The organism is Halorubrum sp. PV6, assembly GCF_003990725.2.
GTDB lineage: Archaea > Halobacteriota > Halobacteria > Halobacteriales > Haloferacaceae > Halorubrum.
The window spans coordinates 523,342-542,537 of the sequence record NZ_CP030064.1 but is presented as its reverse complement, the minus strand read 5'-3'; the positions used below and the strand labels follow the sequence as shown (position 1 = coordinate 542,537).

17 protein-coding genes are annotated in these 19,196 nt (G+C 68.8%); 11 read left to right on the top strand and 6 right to left on the bottom strand.

Annotated elements, in window-relative coordinates; all coding sequences use genetic code 11:
* Positions 1-147: 147 nt before the first annotated feature.
* Both DOS48_RS16415 and DOS48_RS16410 read right to left on the bottom strand, forming a co-directional pair.
* Entirely contained in the window at positions 148-1,062 is a 915-nt protein-coding gene (locus tag DOS48_RS16415) for a serine/threonine-protein kinase RIO2 (protein ID WP_127116781.1), read from the bottom strand.
* Positions 1,063-1,179: 117 nt separating this feature from the next.
* Positions 1,180-1,761, bottom strand: coding sequence for a hypothetical protein (locus tag DOS48_RS16410; RefSeq protein ID WP_127116780.1), 582 nt, complete (start codon positions 1,759-1,761; stop codon positions 1,180-1,182).
* Positions 1,762-1,926: 165 nt separating this feature from the next.
* Here DOS48_RS16410 and DOS48_RS16405 point away from each other — a divergent pair, with 165 nt between their 5' ends.
* The 7 genes from DOS48_RS16405 (at position 1,927) to DOS48_RS16375 (ending at position 9,394) form a co-directional block, all read left to right on the top strand.
* Positions 1,927-3,060, top strand: a complete 1,134-nt coding sequence (locus tag DOS48_RS16405; protein ID WP_158283833.1) for a HAMP domain-containing sensor histidine kinase — start codon at positions 1,927-1,929, stop codon at positions 3,058-3,060.
* A 282-nt stretch (positions 3,061-3,342) separates the two neighbouring features.
* Complete coding sequence (locus tag DOS48_RS16400) at positions 3,343-5,622, top strand: methyl-accepting chemotaxis protein (protein WP_127116778.1); 2,280 nt, start codon at positions 3,343-3,345, stop codon at positions 5,620-5,622.
* Between the two features lie 116 nt (positions 5,623-5,738).
* Positions 5,739-6,593 (top strand): biotin/lipoate A/B protein ligase family protein, encoded by an 855-nt coding sequence (locus DOS48_RS16395; protein WP_127116777.1) that lies wholly within the window; start codon positions 5,739-5,741, stop codon positions 6,591-6,593.
* A gap of 92 nt (positions 6,594-6,685) precedes the next feature.
* On the top strand, positions 6,686-7,522 hold the full coding sequence (locus DOS48_RS16390; RefSeq protein ID WP_127116776.1) for a deoxyribonuclease IV: 837 nt from the start codon (positions 6,686-6,688) through the stop codon (positions 7,520-7,522).
* A 78-nt stretch (positions 7,523-7,600) separates the two neighbouring features.
* Positions 7,601-8,086, top strand: a complete 486-nt coding sequence (locus DOS48_RS16385) for a hypothetical protein (RefSeq protein WP_127116775.1) — start codon at positions 7,601-7,603, stop codon at positions 8,084-8,086.
* A gap of 55 nt (positions 8,087-8,141) precedes the next feature.
* Positions 8,142-8,957, top strand: a complete 816-nt coding sequence (locus DOS48_RS16380; RefSeq protein ID WP_127116774.1) for a class I SAM-dependent methyltransferase — start codon at positions 8,142-8,144, stop codon at positions 8,955-8,957.
* Positions 8,958-9,115: 158 nt separating this feature from the next.
* On the top strand, positions 9,116-9,394 hold the full coding sequence (locus DOS48_RS16375; protein WP_127116773.1) for a DUF2892 domain-containing protein: 279 nt from the start codon (positions 9,116-9,118) through the stop codon (positions 9,392-9,394).
* Positions 9,395-9,513: 119 nt separating this feature from the next.
* Here DOS48_RS16375 and DOS48_RS16370 read toward each other — a convergent pair whose 3' ends face one another.
* The 3 genes from DOS48_RS16370 to DOS48_RS16360 form a co-directional block, all read right to left on the bottom strand.
* Positions 9,514-10,158, bottom strand: a complete 645-nt coding sequence (locus DOS48_RS16370) for a hypothetical protein (protein WP_127116772.1) — start codon at positions 10,156-10,158, stop codon at positions 9,514-9,516.
* Between the two features lie 71 nt (positions 10,159-10,229).
* Complete coding sequence (locus DOS48_RS16365) at positions 10,230-10,835, bottom strand: Mut7-C RNAse domain-containing protein (RefSeq protein WP_127116771.1); 606 nt, start codon at positions 10,833-10,835, stop codon at positions 10,230-10,232.
* On the bottom strand, positions 10,835-12,673 hold the full coding sequence (locus DOS48_RS16360; protein WP_127116770.1) for a helix-hairpin-helix domain-containing protein: 1,839 nt from the start codon (positions 12,671-12,673) through the stop codon (positions 10,835-10,837). The genes DOS48_RS16365 and DOS48_RS16360 overlap by 1 nt, the downstream gene beginning before the upstream one ends.
* Positions 12,674-12,755: 82 nt before the next feature.
* Between DOS48_RS16360 and DOS48_RS16355 the strand changes: the two genes are divergently transcribed.
* The 3 genes from DOS48_RS16355 to DOS48_RS16345 are packed head-to-tail and all read left to right on the top strand — an operon-like array spanning position 12,756 to position 15,067.
* Positions 12,756-13,505 (top strand): YIP1 family protein, encoded by a 750-nt coding sequence (locus tag DOS48_RS16355; protein ID WP_127116769.1) that lies wholly within the window; start codon positions 12,756-12,758, stop codon positions 13,503-13,505.
* Between the two features lie 54 nt (positions 13,506-13,559).
* Positions 13,560-14,165 carry a dCTP deaminase gene (dcd, locus tag DOS48_RS16350; protein WP_127116768.1) on the top strand — a complete coding sequence of 202 codons (606 nt, stop codon included), beginning with the start codon at positions 13,560-13,562 and terminating at the stop codon, positions 14,163-14,165.
* On the top strand, positions 14,162-15,067 hold the full coding sequence (locus tag DOS48_RS16345) for a thiamine-phosphate synthase family protein (RefSeq protein ID WP_127116767.1): 906 nt from the start codon (positions 14,162-14,164) through the stop codon (positions 15,065-15,067). Before dcd ends, DOS48_RS16345 begins: the two co-directional genes overlap by 4 nt.
* Positions 15,068-15,124: 57 nt before the next feature.
* Here the strand turns inward: DOS48_RS16345 and DOS48_RS16340 are convergent, their stop codons facing one another.
* Entirely contained in the window at positions 15,125-16,867 is a 1,743-nt protein-coding gene (locus DOS48_RS16340; RefSeq protein WP_127116766.1) for a histidine kinase N-terminal 7TM domain-containing protein, read from the bottom strand.
* Positions 16,868-17,049: 182 nt separating this feature from the next.
* Between DOS48_RS16340 and metG the strand changes: the two genes are divergently transcribed.
* Positions 17,050-19,179: a methionine--tRNA ligase gene (gene metG, locus DOS48_RS16335; protein ID WP_127116765.1), complete on the top strand. Its 2,130-nt coding sequence runs from the start codon at positions 17,050-17,052 to the stop codon at positions 19,177-19,179.
* The last annotated feature ends 17 nt before the right edge of the window (positions 19,180-19,196 follow it).

Here is a 19,196-nt window from a genome sequence, read left to right as displayed (position 1 = left end):
TCGAATCTTAGGCAGCCCTAAAACAATTCGAGAGGCAGTGGTGGTCAGAGAGCGCCACGGAGACGCCGTGGCGGCGAAAGGCGGGTTCGGCGAGCGGGAGACGTTACGCGAGCAGCGGGGTGGCAGTTTCGTATCGCGCTATACGATTTACTCCGCGTCGAACGACCGAACGCTGTCGAACGTCCCGTCGGCGATAGCGGCGGCGATGCCTTCGATGTCGGCGTCTCGCGAGACTTCGTGCGGGTACTTCCGTCCGAAGTAGCGCAGGAGGTTCCCCACGTCGCGTTCGAGGAACTCGCGGGCGTTCTCGTGGTCGACCGGGACCGCCTGCGGCCAGTCGAAGATGGTGATCCCGCCTTCCGCGACCGCGACGTTGTGTTCGGACATGTCGGCGTGGACCCAGCCGAGGTCGTAGGCCGTTACCAGTTCGCGGAGGACCAAGTCGAGGACGCCGACGGCCTGCTCCGGGTCGAGTTTCGCGCGCGACAGCTCGACGCCGTCGAACTTGTCCATCACGATGGCGTGGCGATTGTGATCGACCGGCCGGGGGACCGAGACGGTGGGGTACAGCTCCTCGATGGCTTCGTACTCGCGTTCGGCCGCCTTGCGCGCGGTGTAGAGCCACGAGACGTGGTCGCGGTCGGCGGTGTACTCGCGCTCGCGGTTCACCTCGCGGAAGTTGGTGTACCCCTCGCGGTGGTATTTCAAGGCGAGCGGCTTGAACGACTGCGCCTCGTACACGTCGCCTTCCTTGCCGAACCCCAGGGGTGAGCCCACGCCGTCGATGGTCTCGCGCTCGGAGAAGGTGCGGAGCGCCAGCGCGTCGTACCCCTCGAAGGTGAGCTGATACCCCTCGTACTGGATCGTCTTCCGCTGGATGAGTTCGCGGTCGAGACACCGGTCGATCCGGTAGTCGACTTCCTCGCGCGTCAGGTTTGCGTACTCCGGGATCTTGTCCCGCCGGACCCACTCCGAGAAACGCATCCCCTGCTCGACGCCCGAGAGGAGATAGAAGTCCTCGGGGTCGAGCGCGGCCATGTCGCCGGCGACGTTTCGAACCATACGCGCCCCTACTCCGGGGATTCCTAAAAGGGACGCGCGTTCCGAACGCCCGTTAATAAATTGCATACCGCGATAGCAAATGTGGATATCGGGGCGACACGCCGAATCGGCGTCGCATCACGGACGCAGCCGAGTGCGGATGTGCGCTCGGGCGAGTGGGACGAAGAAGAGCAGCGGGATGGCACCGAGGAGGATCCCGTGCGAGAGCGTGTTGCCGACGAGACTCAGTGCGGCCTGTCGCGTTCCGGCCGCCGGTTCGAACAGGAAGAAGGCGAAGCTCTCGAAGAACGCCTGGACGAACGCGCCGAGAATCGCTGCGACTGCGAGCCCGCGCCGGGACGACGGGTCGTCCGCGACTCGGTGGAGGTACCACCCGAAGATGACGAACCCGAGGACGTATCCGACGAACCCGACGGGGTCGTCGAGTTCGTAGCCCTCGAAGACGTCTAACACGCCTTCTCCGACGGCCGCTCCGAACCCCACGGCGAGCGTCGGGAGACCGAACCGGACCGCTGCGATGAGCAGATACGGGATGAAGAACGGTTTCAGGTCGATGTCGGTCCCGATTTCGCCGAACCACTCGGTGACGAGGAGCCCCCCGGCGAAGGCGAGTAAACTGACACCACACAGAAGTACGAGCGAACGCGACGGCCACGGCGTGTCTTCGGACATGGTCGGCGGTACGGGTGTCGAGGTCACACGACGGACTGCTTGGCAAAAAGCGATAACCGTTGCTATGACCCCCGTCCCCTCCTACGGAGACGTATATATCAATCATAGTAATGATAAACACCGCCTCGGTCGATCCGCCAACCGGGTAGGATGCACAACGATCACCAACCGCCGATTTCTACGACGCGACTGATGGGTGGCTTGTGCGGCGTGTTCACGCTGGCGTACCTCGTCTTCTTCTACGTGTTTCAGGATGCGCGCGAGATCGCGGACTCGAACCTCGATGGCTACCTCGAAGTGCTGCTGTTGGCGATCCCGATCGTGGTCCTGCTGGCGGCGACGCTGTGGCTCTCCGAGTCCGACACGGAAGCGGACCTTCGTCTGCCCGTCGTGGCGTGGACGGTGGGCGGTGCCCTGCTGTTCGCGATCGCGATGAACACCGCCCTGTTCGTTATCGAACCGGAGTTCGACCGGGGAGAGCAGTGGTTGATACTCCTCCTTTCGACCGGGTTCGGCGCATCGGCCGGGTCGGTCACGGGCGTCATGGGTCTCATCTCGAAGCAACGCGAACGCGAGCGGAACCGGAAGAACAAGCTCGCACAACGGCGAAAACGCGAGCGAGAGCAGCTGGAGTATCTCAACCAGTACCTCAGACACGAGGTGCTCAACGAGGTCACGAAGATCAACGGATACGCGGGCCTCCTCGAGGACCGCTTCGACGTGGGTGGGGAAGACGCGGGCTATCTCGACATTATCCGTCACAGTAGCGACGACATCGCCGTGTTCATCGAATCGATCCGCGAAATCCTCGATGCGACCGACCACGACCCCCAACTCGAACCCGTCGACGTCGTTAGCGCCGTCGAGACGGAGCTCGGCTGGTTGCGACGCTCGAACCGAGATGCGACGCTCGAACGGCGCGGCGACGAGGATGCCTATGCGTTGGCAGGTGGGCTCCTCGATAGAGTCGTCGTGAACCTGATCGAGAACGCACTGGAGCACAATTCCGGTCACGTCTCCATCTCGATCGATATCTCCGCCGGCGACCAGTGGACGACACTCGAGATCTGTGACGACGGCGGTGGTATTCCGGAAGCGAAACGAGCCCGGCTCTTCGAGCCGCCCAAGTCGGGCGATCACGGGTACGGCTTGTTCCTGACCCACAACATCGTGGAGCTGTACGGCGGGCAACTAATCCTAGAAGAAACGGGTCCGGAGGGAACCACCTTCCTGGTACAGTTGCGCCGAGCGACCAAGGCGAACCGCACGTCTCGGGTCACCCCGGCCGTGCTTCGTGGCGCCGCGGCGTCGCAAGCGAGCGACTGAGACGCCGGCCCGACGCCGCCCGCGGAGCGTCACCACCTGCTGTCGGACGACTGCGCGTGTTCACAGCTGGTTGATATATAAGAAATATACTCCTTTGTCGAGTGTGTCGTTCGAAATCGATCCGGATATGTGCGGTACTGAGAGAGTCACCTGGGTCGAACCTCGGCGGAAATTGTGAGACCAATATATCCCAATATAGCCGTATGACGTATTTATAGGCGATATCAGGGGATATAATTTGAGCGCTGCAAATTAATCGGCTCCTGTCAGAGGCCGACACAGATGCTAGATTCAGTCGCTCCGGCGGCGGTCCGACAGAGCATTTTCAGAAAGTTCCTTATTCTGACAGTCTTTCTCGCGTTGCTCGTCGGTGGAGTCGGATTCTACGCCGATCAGCGCGTCTCGGGCCTCGTACAGGAGTCTGTCGAGTCCCAACTGACGATGCAGGCCGAACAGCAGGCACAGGAGACGGCCTCGTGGATCGGGACGTACAAGCAATCGGCCCAGATGGTCTCACAGCGGAGCCTCCTGACCGACGGGGCGGCGGCTCAGGGGATCATCACGAGCGACTTCCACTCGCTGCCGCCCGACGCACGAGCCATCCACGTGGTCGACCTCTCGAGCGGACGGTACATCGCGAGCACGAACCTGTCGGGGAAGGGTACCACGTTCGACCGCGGTCAGTATACGTGGGCGCAAGGGTCGAGAGAGACGGAGCGGCTGGCGTTTTCCGATTGGACGAACGTCGCCGTCTCGGAGGTGTACGAACGGAACGGGGTCGAGCAGATCGCCTTCGCGACCCCGACCAAGCAGATGACGACCGCGGTCGTCATCACGGTCAACGTTACGAAACGCTCCGCGATGTTCGAGACCGCCTCGGACTCGTCGTACGTGCAGGTGGTGAACGAGGACGGGAGCGTCGAACTCTCGCAACGGACGGCCGAGGTCGGCTCTGCGTATTCGTACGGAGGCGACGCGACGCACCTGCGACGCGGGCTCAACGGGACGGTCGGGCTCTCCGAGACGGCCGACGGTGCGGTCGTCGCCTACGCGCCGGTCGAGGGAACCGAGATGGCGGCGCTCATCCGGCAGCCCAGATCCGAGGCGTACGCCGTCTCGCGTGCCGTGAGACAGAGCCTGATACTGATAACGGGCGTCTCGCTTCTGGGATTCGCGCTGTTCGGGCTCACCTTCGGCCGGTCGACGATCGGGTCGCTGCGGCGACTCCGAGACCGAGCGACGGCGCTCGCGGACGGAGACCTCGATGCGACCCTTTCGACCGAGCGGAGCGACGAGGTGGCCGACGTCTACGACGCCTTCGACGAGATGCGCGTCGCCCTCCGGGAGCGAATCGAACGCTTGGAGTCCCTCTCGGCGTCGTTAGAGGCCAGCGCCGACGAGTACGGACGGGTGATGGACCGGGCTGCCGACGGCGACCTGACCGCCCGGATGGACCCGGAAACCGAACACGAGGCGATGGCCACCATCGCCGAGCAGTTCAACGAGATGATAGCGGAGATGGAAGCGACCGTCCTGGAGATCCAGCGGTTTGCCGCCGCCGTCGACGACGAGACGCAGACCGTCGTCGACAGGACCCGCGACGTCGAGGCGGCCAGTCAGCGGGTCAGCGACTCCGTACAGGGTATCGCGACGACCAACACGAGACAGACGGAGCGTCTGGAAGCGGTGTCAGACGAGATGAACGACCTCTCGGCGACCGTCGAGGAGGTCGCGTCGGCGGCGGACGAGGTCACGAAGACGGCCACGGCGGCGGCCGGCCGCGGTCAGACCGGGCGGGAGAACGCCACCGATGCGATCGCGGCGTTGACCGAGATCGAGGCGGCGAGCGAGCAGACCGCGGCGGAGATCGAATCGCTCGACGCGCAGATGACGGCGATCGGTGAGATCGTCGACCTCATCGACAGCATCGCCGAACAGACGAACCTCCTCGCGTTGAACGCCTCGATCGAGGCGGCTCACGCCGGCGACGCGGGCGACGGCTTCGCCGTCGTCGCCGAGGAGATCAAGTCGCTCGCGAGGGACGTCGGCGAGGCGACCGAAGAGATCGAAGACCGGATTTCGGAGGTGGAGTCGGCGACGTCCAGCGCCGTCGGGGAGATCCACGGGATGCGGTCCGAGGTGAAAGGCGGTGCGGCGACGATCGAACGGAGCGTCGAAGCCCTCGAAGACGTCACCGAAGATGTCGAATCGATCGCCGACAGCATCCAAGAGGTCAGTCGCGCCACGGACGAGCAAGCCGCCTCGGCACAGGAGGTGGTCACGATGGTCGACGAGGTGGTGGTCGACAGCCGACAGACCGTCGAGGAGGCCGAAGAGGTGTCGGCGGCCACCGAGGATCAGACGGCGTCGCTCGGCCACGTGACGAACAGCGCCGACGGGCTCGCCGACCGGGCGTCGGAACTGGCGGACCACCTCGCGACGTTCGATATCTCGGCTGAAGACGGCGGCGGGGCACCGACGCCGGACGGGGCCGTGACCGGCGCCGGCGGCGAGCGTACCGCGGCCGACGGCGGGAGCGACGCTGACGCCGCGTCCGACTGAGCAGTCGACGTGTCGGCGAAGGGTGCCGCGTTCGACCGGGGCCGCGACGCGGCCCACCGTCGGCAGCCTCACCGCCCGAGCGCAACCGCTTTCGGATCGGCGAGCGGAGGGCGACCATGACCGCACCCGCGGGCGACTGGCGACTGATCCGCGAGGAGTCGCGGCCCGGCCCGATGCAGATGGCGCTGGACGAAGTCGCAGCGGAGACCGCGGCCGCCGGCGGCCCGGCCACCGTGCGAACGTATCGGTGGGAGCCGAGCTGTCTCACCCTCGGCTACCGGCAGGACCCGGCGACCGTCGACTGGGGGTTCTGCGAGCGCGAGGGGATCGACGTCACCCGGCGACAGACCGGCGGCGGGGGGATCTACCACGACGCGCACGGCGACGTGGCCTACTCGATCGCGGTCCCGGCCGCCGACGTGCCGGGGGCGCTCATGGACTGTTATCACCGCCTCTGTGAGCCGGTTCTGGACGCGTTCGAGCGCCTCGGCGTCGACGCCGACTACGTCGACACCGCGGTTCCGGAGCTGTACCACCCGGCCTGCTACCTGCGGGAACTCCACCCGGCACACGACGTGGTGGCGGGCGACGCCGGCGAACCCGACGCCCGCCGGAAGATCGCCGGCAACGCCCAGTACCGGAAGCGAGACGCGGTGATCCAGCACGGGTCGCTCTCCTTTTCAGTGACGCCAGAGCGACACCTCGGGACGTTCGCGGACCCGCCCGTGACGCCCGCCGCGTTCCGCGACCGGGTGGTCGGCATCGACGAACTGGCCGCCGTCGACCGGGCAGACGCGGTGGCCGCGCTGGAGGCCGCGCTCGCCGCGTGGGTGGTCGGGGACGGCGAGGCGACCGACCTCGACCGCGACGGGTCGTGGACCGAGGCGGAACTGGCCCGAGCCGAAGAGCTCGTCGAGACGAAGTACCGAGCCGACGAGTGGGTCCGGACCCGTCCCGGAGCGAGCGACTGACGCCGGCGCGCGGTTCGGCTCGGCGCGTGCACGTTCCGGCGATAACCGGGCGGTTCCGAAGGGGCTTTTTCCGACGCTCGCGTGAATCGGCTATGAGTCTCAAGGTCGGCGCGCACGTCTCCATCGCGGGCGGCGTAGACAACGCGGTCGAGAACCAGGTCGAGGTCGGCGGCAACTGCGGACAGATATTCACCCACTCGCCGCAGGTGTGGCAGGACCCGAACATCGGCGACGAGGAGGCCGAAAGGTTCCGTGAGGGGACCGAGCGCGACCTCGACGGGCCGTGGGTGATCCACACCTCCTACCTCGTGAACCTCTGTACGCCGAAAGACGGGCTCCGCGAGAAGTCGCTCGACTCGATGCAAAAGGAGGTCGACGCGGCCGCGAAGCTCGACATCCCCTACGTCAACGTCCACCTCGGCGCCCACACCGGCGCGGGCGTCGAGGGCGGCCTCGACAACGCCGCCTCGGTGATAGACGACATCGACGTGCCGGAGGGCGTCACGATCCTGATCGAGAGCGACGCGGGCGCGGGGACGAAACTCGGCGGCGAGTTCGAACACCTCGCGGGGATCATCGACCGCACGGAGACCGACATCGACGTCTGCGTCGACACCGCACACGCCTTCGCGGCCGGCTACGACCTCTCGACGCCCGAGGCGGTCGACGAGACGCTCGCGGAGTTCGACGACGTGGTGGGGTTAGAACACTTGGCGTACGTCCACCTCAACGACTCGAAACACGCCTGCGGCACCCACAAAGACGAGCACGCCCACATTGGCGAGGGCCACATCGGCGAGGCGGGGATGGAGCGGTTCCTCAACCACCCGGCGCTCGCGGACGTGCCGCTCGCGCTGGAGACGCCCACCGAGGACGGGAAGAGTTTCGCGTGGAACATCGACCGCGTCCGGGAACTTCGCGCCGACTGACGCGTGACTGACGGGCGCCCGACGGAGCGGCCCAGCGTCCGACGCGCTTTTATATACGTCGGCGTCCGATCCACGAACATGACCACCACGGAGGCGCTACTCATCGGCCAACGGCGCCGGTTGGCGCTCACGATGGTCGGCGGGTTCGCCGGCGTCGTGGCGCTGTCGCTCGTGGTCGCCATCGTCGCCGACCTCGCGGACGTCCAGTCCGCGGCGGCGCTGACCGACCGGCTCGTCCCGCTCTTGGTGTTTTACGCCCCGGCTCCCGTCGCGGCGGCCGGCGCGTACGCGCGGTGTGGCGGCCCGGCGTGTCTGACGGTGGGCGTCGTGCCCGCCGGCGTGTTCGCCGCGCTCGTCGCGGTCGGGTCCGTCTTCGGCGTCCCCGGCGTCGGCAGCGGCGGCGATCCGCTCGCCGGGGTGACGTGGTCGTTCGCGCTCATCGGGCTGAGCGGGGCGTTCGTCGGCTACTGCGCCGGCGTCTCGGCGGCACTCCTCGCGGACGTTGCCGGGTTCGGCGGCGACGGCGAGGGCGACGACGAGGACGACGGCGACGACGAACTCTGAGTCCGGTCGGTCCGAGTCCCGCACGTTTATTCGCGCCTGTGTCGAACCCGGTGGCGTGCGACGCTTCTCCGCGGAGTACCTCGAACACACCCGCCGCGGGATGTGGAACGACGACCGGGAGGCGCTCGACGGCCTGGAGTTGGCGGACCGCCGCCGCGTCCTCGACGCCGGCTGCGGCACCGGCGAGTTGACCCGCGTCATCGACGCGGAGACGCCGCCGGACGCGACCGTGGTCGGCGTCGACGCCGACCCGACGCTGCTCGGCGTCGCCCGCGAGGAGACCGGGCTCCCGTACGCCGTCGGCGACGCGACGCGGCTCCCCGTCCCGGACGACGCCGTCGACCTCGCGGTGTGTCAGGCCCTCCTTATCAATCTCCCCGACCCGACCGCCGCGGTCCGGGAGTTCGCGCGGGTTTCGTCGGGATTGGTCGCCGCGGTCGAACCCGACAACGCCGACGTGACGGTGACCTCGACCGTCGACGCCGAGGAGCGCTTAGAGCGGGAAGCGCGGGCGGCGTACCTAGAGGGGGTCGACACCGACGTGGCGCTCGGCGACCGGGTCCGCGAGGCGTTCGCGGCGGCGGGGCTCAAAGGGATACAGACGCGGCGGTACGTCCACGAGAAGCGCGTCGCGGCGCCGTACGCGGAGCCGGCGCTGACCGCCGCGGCGCGGAAAGCCTCTGGGGCGGGGCTCGCCGACAATCGTGAGGAACTCATCGCGGCGACCTCCGAGAGCGCGTACGACGACCTGCGCCGGCGCTGGCGCGCGATGGGTCGCGACGTGGTCGCGGCCATCGACGACGAGTCGTACGAGCGCGTCGAGCGCGTTCCGTTCGACGTGACCGTGGGTCGGGTCGAGACCGAGGCCTGACGAAAGGATCCGCCGTGGCAGGGACACCGAAATCGATTTGGACCAATCGATCTGGATCGATTCTGCGTGGCACACCAGCGGAAACGCATGGACTGGTGGTTTTTAAGATACGGTTAATACCTCAGCGAACGTATATGAAAGGTAGGAGCTGAACAATCATGCAAAAAAATGTAGGCGGATACGACAGGAGCGTACGGTTCGTACTCGGTCCGATACTGATTCTCGTGGGCATCGCCGCGTTTGGCGGATTCGTCACGTTGTCAGCAGGGACCCTCGGCCTCGTCCTCGCCGGAGCGGCAGTCGTGGTCGGGGCGGTATTCACAGCCACCGCCACGACGCAGAAATGCCCGCTCAACGCTGCCATCGGCATGAATACGTACAAGGAACGCCTGGGCGGCCAGTCGCCGCCTGAAGAGACGAAGCCCAGCGCGAAGTAATTCAGGTGACGCCGCCCTCAGGGTCTTCGATGACCGAGGGACGTTTTTTCCGTATTTTTCCGAACGGTCCGACACGACCGCAACGAATAGCGAGGCACAGCCGAGAGCCCGGCAGACGCCTACACCATGTCGCCGCGGACGGACGGCCCCTCCTGTTCGGCGCGCTGTCGTTTGAGCACGTCGGCGGCCTCGTTTGCCACGTTCTCGTCGGCGCCGAGCATCCCGAGCGCGGCGGCCAGCGTCGGCATCGCGAGCGAGGCGTCGCGGAGGCGGTCGAACGCCTCCGTGTCGCGGGTGCCGTCGACCCACAGACAGACGCCGCGCGGGTCGAGCACCTCCTCGTAGGCGTCGCGGGCCAGCGCCCCTTTTAAGCGCTGGCGCACGTTGTCCTCGAAGCTCGCGTTACACACTTCGAGGTGGATCGGCTCGTCGGCGGCGACCAGTTCGGCGGCGAGACACTGCTCGGGCGCGGCGTACCCGTTGTCGCTCGCTCGCACGCGGTCCGGGTGCGCGTTCGCCCACTCGGCGCGGACGGAGGTGCCGACCCCCTTCACGCCGTACTCGGCGGCGAAGTCGGCGGCCGCGTCGGCGTCGCCGCCCATGATCACGTCCTTCGTGAGGTACACGTCGAGGCGGTCGACGGGGTCGAGCCCGAGCGCCACGTCGCCGAACGCCCACACCTCGCGGACGGGGACCGGCATCGGCTCGGTCTCGACGCGGTCGACGAGGGTTTCCAGCCGGTCGACGGCCTGCTCGCGGTTCATTACCGGCTCGTAGGAGCGTCCCGGCCAAACCGATTACGCTCGGCGGGTGCGGGTCGGGGGTCGAAGACCGGTCACAGGTCATCGAGCCGCGCCGCCACCGACTCCCAGTGGCCGCCCTTCCAGAACCAGCGTCCGCAGTCGCGACAGCGCCACGCGGGTCGGGGCTCGGCGTCGCCGTCGCTCGCGGGCGCCGCGCCAACGTCGTCGGGCACGTAGTCGGGTCGGGCGCCCGGTGGCACGGCGACCCCGCCCTCGCCGACGCGCTCGACCGGCCCGTTACAGTCGCCGCAGCGCGTCGGCGTCGCGGCGAGTTCGACCGGCAGTCCCGCCGCCGCGACCTCGCGAAGCTGGTCGAGCACGTCGCGCTCGGTGAGGAGGACCGCGCCGGAACCGTCGCCGTCGGCCCGGCTCGCGAGCTCGCGGTCGCGCGTGAGCAGGAGCCGCCCCTCGTCGGCCGCGAGCGCGAGGAGCCGGTCGTCGGCCTCGATTCCCCGGTCGAGCGCGTACGCCGCGTCGTACCCGCACATCCGGAGGTGCGTCGCGAGCGACCCGCACATCACGTCCACGAGGACGCGCGGCGGGTCGGGGGCGGCCGCGTCGCGCGCGCTCTCGGGCCGTGCGCTCTCGTCGACGAGCTCGTCGCCGCGGGCGTCGACGCCGTCGTCGTTCGGCGGCATCACTCGCGGAGGAACGCGGCGAGGTCGGCGACCGAGCGCGCGTTGAGCACGTCGGCGACCTCGGCCCAGCCGCGCCGGGCGGTGTGGACCCCGTAGCGGGCGTATCCGAGTTCGCGGGGCGCGTGTGCGTCGGTGTTTATCGCGATACTCGCGCCCGCGTCGACGGCGGCGCGGACCGCGTCGCCGTCGGCGTCGAGCCGGGCGGGGTTCGCGTTCACCTCGATGGCCGTGCCGGCGGCCGCGGCCGCCTCGACCACCGCCGTCACGTCCGGGTCGAGACCGGGGCGGCTGTTGATGAGCCGGCCCGTCGGGTGGCCGAGCACGTCGACGTGCGGGTGTTCGACCGCCCGGATCAGTCGCTCGGTGGCGGCCGCCGAGTCCTGTCCGAGCGCGGAGTGCGGCGACGCGACGACGACGTCGAGGGCGGCGAGCGTCTCGTCGTCGGTGGTGACCGCGCCCTCGGCGTCGATGTTGGCCTCGATCCCGTGGCACACGACGAGGTCGGCGTCGGCCGCGTCGGCCGGCTCGCCCGCGTCCTGTACGTCGCCGAACGCGACTGCCCCGTCGATCTGGCGGGCCGCCGCCGCGACCGCCTCGGCCTGGTCGGCGATTTCGGCCTCGTCGAGGCCGGTGTTCGCGACGACGCCCGGCCCCGCGGCGTGGTCGGTGATCGCGTACAGGTCGTCGCCGCGCGCCGCGGCCGCCTCGATCATCTCCGCGATCGAGAACCCGCCGTCGGACCAGTCGGTGTGGGTGTGCAGATCGCCGTGGAGATCGCTCATCTCGACGAGATCCGGCAGGTCGCCGGCCGCGGCCGCCGCGACCTCCCCGGTGTCTTCGCGCAGCTCGGGCGGGACGGGCGCCATGTCGAGCGCCTCGTAGACGCCGTCCTCGGTCGCACCGGCGACGCGCTCGCCCACGCGCCGGCTGTCGGCGTCGGCCGCGTCGGGTTCGGCGGCCGCCTCGTCGACCTCGCTCACGTCGAAGAGCCCGTACTCGTTGAGCTTCAACCCGCGGTCGATGGCCCGGTTGCGGACCGCGACGTTGTGCGCGCGCGATCCCGTGAAGTACTGGAGCGCAGCGCCGAACTCGTCGGGGTCGACGATCCGGAGGTCGACGCGGGTGCCGTTCGCGCGGACGCTCGCCTTACCGGTGCCCGCCTCTATCGTCGCGTCCGCCTCGGGCCAGTCGGTGAACGCCTCGACGATGGGCTCGCGCGCCTCGCTGGCGACGAGGATGTCGATGTCGCCGATGGTCGCCTTCCACCGGCGGATCGAGCCGCACACCTCGACCGACGCGACCGCGTCGACCGCGTCGAGGTGCGACAGCGCGGCGTCGGCGACGGGCCGGGCGTCGCCGAGGCGGGTTCGCTTCCGGGCCTCGCGCGCGAACGGGATGTTCTCCAAGATGTTCGTTTCTGTTTTTGCGCCGAACCCGGAGACAGTCTGAATCTCTTCCGCCTCCGCGGCCGCCTCCAGTTCGTCGAGGGTGGTTATCTCCAGCGCCTCGTAGAGGCTCCCGACCGTCTTCGGGCCGACGCCCTCGACCGCGGTCAGCGCGCCGATGTCGACGGGGAGCTCCTCGCGCAGCGATTCGAGCTCCTCGATTTCGCCGGTCTCGACGTACTCGACTATCTTCGCGGCGATGGCGTCGCCGACGCGGTCGATCTCGGCGACCGCGGCCTCGCCGTCGGCCGCGAGGTCCTCGACCGGCGCGGTGTGTTCGCGGACGTTCTCGGCGGCGCGGCGGTAGGCCGTCGGCTTGTACTCGACGCCCGTCGCTTCGAGCCGGTCGGCGAACTCCTCCAAGCGGGCGGCGACCTCGTCGTTTCGGCTCATTTGGTAGCCGTTCGGGCGGACGCTACTAATAAGTGAGAGCGAGAGTGGTAAACTATTTGTCCGTTGTGGCGAACGGTCGGCCATGCCCTCCCCACTTGCCGCGTTCGCTAGCGCGGTCGCCGGACTCCTCGACCGCTCGCGCGCCGGTTTCGACCGGCTCGACTCGGGCCGGCAGGCGCTCACCCTCGGCGTCGTCGTCCTCGTCACGTTCGCGTCCGCGTTCGGGATCGTCGCCCTCGGGTCCGTCTTCGACGCGACCATAGACCGCGAGGTAAGCGTCGAGAACCCGGAGCGACCCTCCGAGGCGACCTGCGAGACGTTCGGCGACGACGACGAGTCGGTGTTCGCCGACCGGTGTGACCAGCCCGCGATGGTCGACATCGACGTGGGCACAGAGCTCCAGCGCACGACCGGCGAGTACGTCGGATACGGACTGTTAGGGGTCCCGATTTGGTGGGCGCTCTTCGCGCTCGTCCTCCACGGCGGGACGCGGCTCGCGGGCGGAACCGGATCCCTCCGGGACTCGTTCGCCATCGCGGCGTGGGCCATCGCCGTCGAGGTGGTCCGGCTGGCCGCCGGGGTCGCCGTGGTCTGGTACGCGCTTTCGACGACGACGGTCGGCGGGGCCACGATCGGCGCCGTCACAGACGAGCTCATCGCCGCAATCTCGGCGACACGGGGGCCGCTGCTGCTCGCGTCGGCCGTCGTTATCGCGATACAGTGGGTCGTTGTCGTCGGCGGGCTGGAGGCGTATCACGACCTCGACCGCGGGGTCGCCGGCGTCGTCGGCGGGATATTCGGCGCGTTCGGACTCCTGCTCGCGGCGGTGTGAACCGCGCCCGCGGAGTTGGGAGTTTTTATCCCGGTCGGGACCGCCTCTCCCGACATGATCCTGTCGGATGCAGATATCCTCAACCGCCTCGCGGAGGGGGACCTGGTGGTCGAACCGCTCGACGATATCGACCAGCAGGTCCAGCCCGCGAGCGTCGACCTGCGGCTCGGCGAGCGCTTCTTGGAGTTTCAGCGCACGAACATCCCGTGTATCCACCCGACCGAGGCCGACGAGGTCGGCGAGTACGTCACGGAGACGCGCGTCCCCGAGGGCGAGGAGTTCATCCTCCACCCCGGCGACTTCGTTCTCGGCACCACGACGGAGCGCGTCGAGATTCCGCCGGACCTGCTCGCGACCGTGCAGGGCCGGTCCTCGCTCGGCCGGCTCGCCATCGTCATCCACGCCACGGCCGGCATCGTCGATCCGGGGTACCACGGCCAGATCACGCTGGAACTGTCGAATCTCGGCACCGCCCCCGTCGCGCTCACGCCCGGCATGCGCGTCTCACAGCTCATCTTCACGGAACTCAAATCGCCCGCCGATCGCCCCTACGGCGTCGAGCGCGGCTCGAAGTACCAAGACCAAGACGGCCCGCAGGCCTCTCGGATCGGCGCCGATCCGGAGTTCGAGCGGTCGTCGCCCGCCGAGGACGAGCGATGAGGTTCATCGAGGAGGTCGTCGTCGACGAGTTCCTCCCGACGGTGCGCTCGATGCTGGCCGAGGACCTCCGCGAGCGCGGCTTCACCCAACACGAGGTCGCCGAGGCGCTCGGCATCTCTCAGTCGGCCGTCTCGAAGTACGCGCACGGCGACGTGGCTCGCCACGACCGGATCGTCGCCGACGAGCGCGTCCGCGAGCTCGTCGAGCGCGTGGGCGAGGGGCTCGCGACGGAGGAGCTGACGCCGGTCGCCGCGCTCGTCGAGATAGAGGTGCTGATCCGGCGGCTCGAAGAGGGCGACCTCCTCGCGGACCTCCACGAGGAGGCGATGCCCGCGCTCGCCGACGCCGACGTGGAGTTCGCCGTCCACGACCCGGACAGCGGCCTCCGCGAGCGCGAGCGGGTCCGCTCGTCGGTCCGGCGCGGACTCCGGACGCTCACGAACGCCTCCGGCTTCGCCGGGCTCATCCCGAACGTCGGGGCGAACGTCGCGGAGTGTCTCGACGACGCACGGACGATAGACGACGTGGCGGCCGTCCCCGGTCGCCTCGTCGACGTGAAAGGGCGGGCGATGGTGCCCGGCGAGCCCGAGTTCGGCGTGAGCGAGCACGTCGCGAGCGTCCTCCTCGCCGCCCGCGAGGCCGGGGCGTCCGCCCGCGGTGCGGTGAACGTCCGGTACGCGCCCGAAACCGTCGAGGCGCTCGCCGCCGACCACCCGACGGTCGCGTTCGACCCCGAGCGCTCGACGCGCGAGGCGGTCGCGGCGGCGGTCGAGAGCGCCGAGGAGACGGGCGGGGACACCCTCGTCCTGTACCAGACGGGCGCCGTCGGCGTCGAACCGATCGCCTACGTGCTCGCCCCGACCGCGGCCGACGCCGCGGACATCGTCCGCGAGCTGATCTGAGACGACACGACGGAGCGACCGCGTCGGGGTCGGCCCCCACTCGCTCGGCGCGGGCCCTCAGTCCGTCGCCTGCTGGTCGACCGGCACCGAGCAGATGTCCAGCTCGGTCTCGACGTCCGCGCCCGGTTCGGCGACGTCTCGCGTCTCGACGCCCGTGACCTCGAACCGCGCCCCGTCGCCCGTCCCCTCGGCGACGGCGATGGACCAGCCGTGCGCCTCCACGATGTCGCGGACGATGGAGAGGCCGAGCCCCGTCCCCTCCTCTCGGGTGGTGTAGCCGACGTCGAACACCTGATCGCGGTCCGCCGGCGAGATGCCGGGGCCGTCGTCCTCGACGTAGAAGCCGTCCGCACAGGGGCCGATCGTCAGCGAGACCGCGCCGTCGACGTGGTCACAGGCGTTGCGACACAGGTTGTCGAGCACCTGTCTGAGCCGCGCTCGGTCGGCCGTCAGCCGCACGTCGTTGGCGACCGCGACCGTCAGGTCCGGGTCCGCGATGGCGTCGCCGACGTCCTCGGCGACGGCCGTGAGCGACACCGGCTGGAGGTCGGTCACCGTGTCGCCGCGCTGGGAGAGCTGGAGCAGCTCTTCGAGGAACTCCTGCATCTGTGCGGCCGTGTCCTGGATCACGTCGATGTGCGCGGGGTCGCCGGTGTCGCGCGCGAGGTCGGCGTACCCGTCGATGACCGCGAGGGGGTTCCGGAGGTCGTGTGAGACGACCGACGCGAACGAGTCCAGCCGCTCGTTTTTCCGTTCGAGCTCCCGGCGCTGCCGTTCGAGTTCCGTCACATCCCGGAGGAGGACGGCGTGGCCGTACTGGGTCCCGTCGCGGTCGAGCGGCGAGCGCGTCAGCTGGAGGTGCGCCTCCTCGCCGTCCGCCTCGACCGTCACAAGCGTCGAGCCCGCCACGTCGAGCCCCGCGTACTCGGGGACGTGGTCCGAGAGCGGGGTGCCGATCAGCGCGTCGCGCCCGCCGAGGAACCGCTCCGTCGCCGGGTTCACGTCGACTATCGACCCGTCGGTGTCGAGGACGACGACCCCGTCGCCGATCTGTGTCAGGACGACCCGCGACGCGATGGGCGTCAGGTCGAGCAGCCGGTATCGGAACACCGCGACGCCGAAGAACACCGTCGAGACCACGAGCGAGACGGGCGTCAGGTTCACCTCGCCGACGGCGCCGAACGGGCCGAGCGAGAAGAGGTGGAGGAAGCTCAGGGCGAGCGGCACGACGGCCCCGGCCGCCATCAGCCCGGCCTGTCGCCGGACCCGGCCGCCAGACTGAATCGACTCGCCGATGACGAGCGCCGCGCCGCCGATGACGAGGAGGTAGGTGTACGCGAGGTTGAGCTGGTACAGCGGCCCGCTGCCGGTTGCGAGGAACGCGGTCGAACCCGACGTGACCAGCGACACGTCGGTCAACACCAGCGACGCGGGGTTCGTCGGGAACGCGACGAGTAGCGCCACCGGAACCGCGAGCAGCGCCGGGACGGTGGTGCGGGTGAGGTACGAAGAGCGGCCGGTGTAGCTCAGCGCGAACGCGAGCCAGATCGGGCCGACGAACGCCGCACCGAGGTGTAAGGCCCCGTACGCCGCGATCTTCGCGTCGAGCGTCGGCGCCGCGATCTGGACGGCGTACGTGCCCGCCCACAGCGAGCCGGCGGCACAGAGCGCGATGAACGTCCGGACGGTCGGCGTTCGGTCGCCCCGACCGACCGCGGCCACGGCGTACAGCCCCGACGCGAGCGCCGTCAGCGAGGTGAAAAAGAGGAGGAAAACGTACGGGGTCGTCTGCCAGTGCATTCGTGTTCGCTCGGACGGTCGCCCGCTCGTTATTTAAAAGACGGGTCGAAGTCACAGCGAGTGATAATTCGAGGGCCGGCGTCGTCGCACAGGCTGGTCCGAAGCGCTCGGGGCGCGTGCGCCGCGACGGGGGCGAACCAGCGGGCTTTAGGCCTGTATCCACACACCTCGATACACACGACATGAGCCACGACGACTTCCCCACCGACGACCCGGCGGTGGTGACGTGTGGACTGCCGTACGCCAACGGCGACCTCCACATCGGCCACCTCCGCACCTACGTCGGCGGCGACGTGTACAGCCGCGCGCTCGAACGGCTCGGGCAGGAGACCGCGTTCGTCTCGGGGTCCGACATGCACGGGACGCCCGTCGCGGTCAACGCCGAGCAAGCGGGGGTCTCCCCCGAGCAGTTCGCGCTCGACTGGCACGAGCAGTACGCCGCGACGTTCCCCGAGTTCAACGTCGAGTTCGACAACTACGGCCACACCCACGACGAGACGAACACGGCGGTGACCCAACAGCTCGTCCGCGACCTCGACGAGGCGGGCCACCTCTACGAAAAGGAGATCATGGTCGCGTACGACCCCGTCGACGACCAGTACCTCCCCGACCGCTACGTCGAGGGGACCTGCCCGTACTGCGGCGAACACGCCCGCGGCGACGAGTGCGACGAGGGGTGTCAGCGCCACCTCGAACCCGGCGAGGTCGAGGACCCCGAGTCGACGATCACCGGCAACCCCGCCGAGTACCGCGAGCGGACCCACAAGTTCTTCGCGGTCTCCGAGTTCGCCGACTACCTCTCCGACTTTCTCGACCGCCTCGAGGGCACCTCGAACGCCCGGAACCAGCCCCGCGAGTGGATCGAACAGGGGCTCCAAGACTGGTGTATCACCCGCGATATGGACTGGGGGATCGACCTGCCGGGGGAGAACCCGCAGGATCTGGTCTTGTACGTCTGGGTCGACGCGCCCATCGAGTACATCTCCTCGACGAAACAGTACACCGAGCGCGTCGGCGCCGAGACCTTCGACTGGGAGGCCGCGTGGAACGAGGGCGCGAGCGACGACCACCCCGAGGGCGGCGAGATCGTCCACGTGATCGGCCGCGACATCATCCAACACCACACGATCTTCTGGCCCGCGATGCTGGAGGCGACGGGCCACACGGAGCCGCGCGCGGTGATGGCGAGCGGGTTCGTCACCCTCGGCGGGAAGGGCTTTTCCACGAGCCGCGACCGCGCCGTCTGGGCCGACGAGTACTTAGACGAGGGGTTCCACCCCGACCCGCTCCGCTACTACCTCGCGACCAACGGCGGGTTCCAGCAGGACGTGGACTTCTCGTGGGAGAAGTTCCGCGACCGCGTCAACACCGAGCTGGTGGGGACGGTCGGCAACTTCCTCTACCGCTCGCTGCTCTTCGCGCACCGCAACTACGACGAGGCGCCCATCGCGGACGCGACGAGCGAGGAGGTCGCCGAGCGGATCGACGAGGCGATCACCGACTTCGAGGCCGCCGTCAACGACTACTCCGTCCGCGAGGTCGGCGACGCCGTGACCGACCTCGCGCGGTTCGGGAACGAGTACATCCAGCGGAGCGAGCCGTGGAAGCTCGTCGACGACGACCCCGAGGAGGCCGCGCAGGTCATCCACGACTGCGTCGCGGTCGCGAAGGCGATCGCCGTCCTGTTCGAGCCGATCGCGCCGCAGAAAGCCGAGCGGCTCTGGAACCAGCTCGGCGAGGACGGTTCGGTCCACGAGGTCACGGTCGAGGCGGCCCGCGAGGGGCCGACGGGCGACCTGGCCGAGCCGACGGAGCTGTTCGCACAGATCGAAGACGAGCGCGTCGAGGCGTTAAACGAGAAGCTGGAGGCCCGCGTGAAGGCGGCCGAAGCCGACGAGGGCAGCGAGGCGGACGACGAGGACAGCGAGGCCGAAGGCGCAGACGACACCGACGACACCGACACCGACATGACCGACATCGAACCTCTCAGCGACGACCGCATCAGCTTCGACGACTTCCAGGAACTGGACATCCGGATCGGCCGGATCGAGGCGGCCGAGGGCATCGAGGGCGCCGACGACCTCCTCAGACTCAGCGTCGACCTCGGCGCGGAGACCCGGACGATCGTCGCGGGGCTCAAACAGCTCCACGACGTGGACGACCTCCCCGAGACGAAGGTCGTCGTCCTCGCGAACATGGAGAAGGCGGAGCTGTTCGGCGTCGAGTCCAACGGGATGGTGCTGGCCGCCGGCGAGGAGGCCGACCTCCTCACGACCTACGAGGACGCCGGGCCGGGCACGAAGGTGAAGTGAAGCGGAGTGGAGTGAAG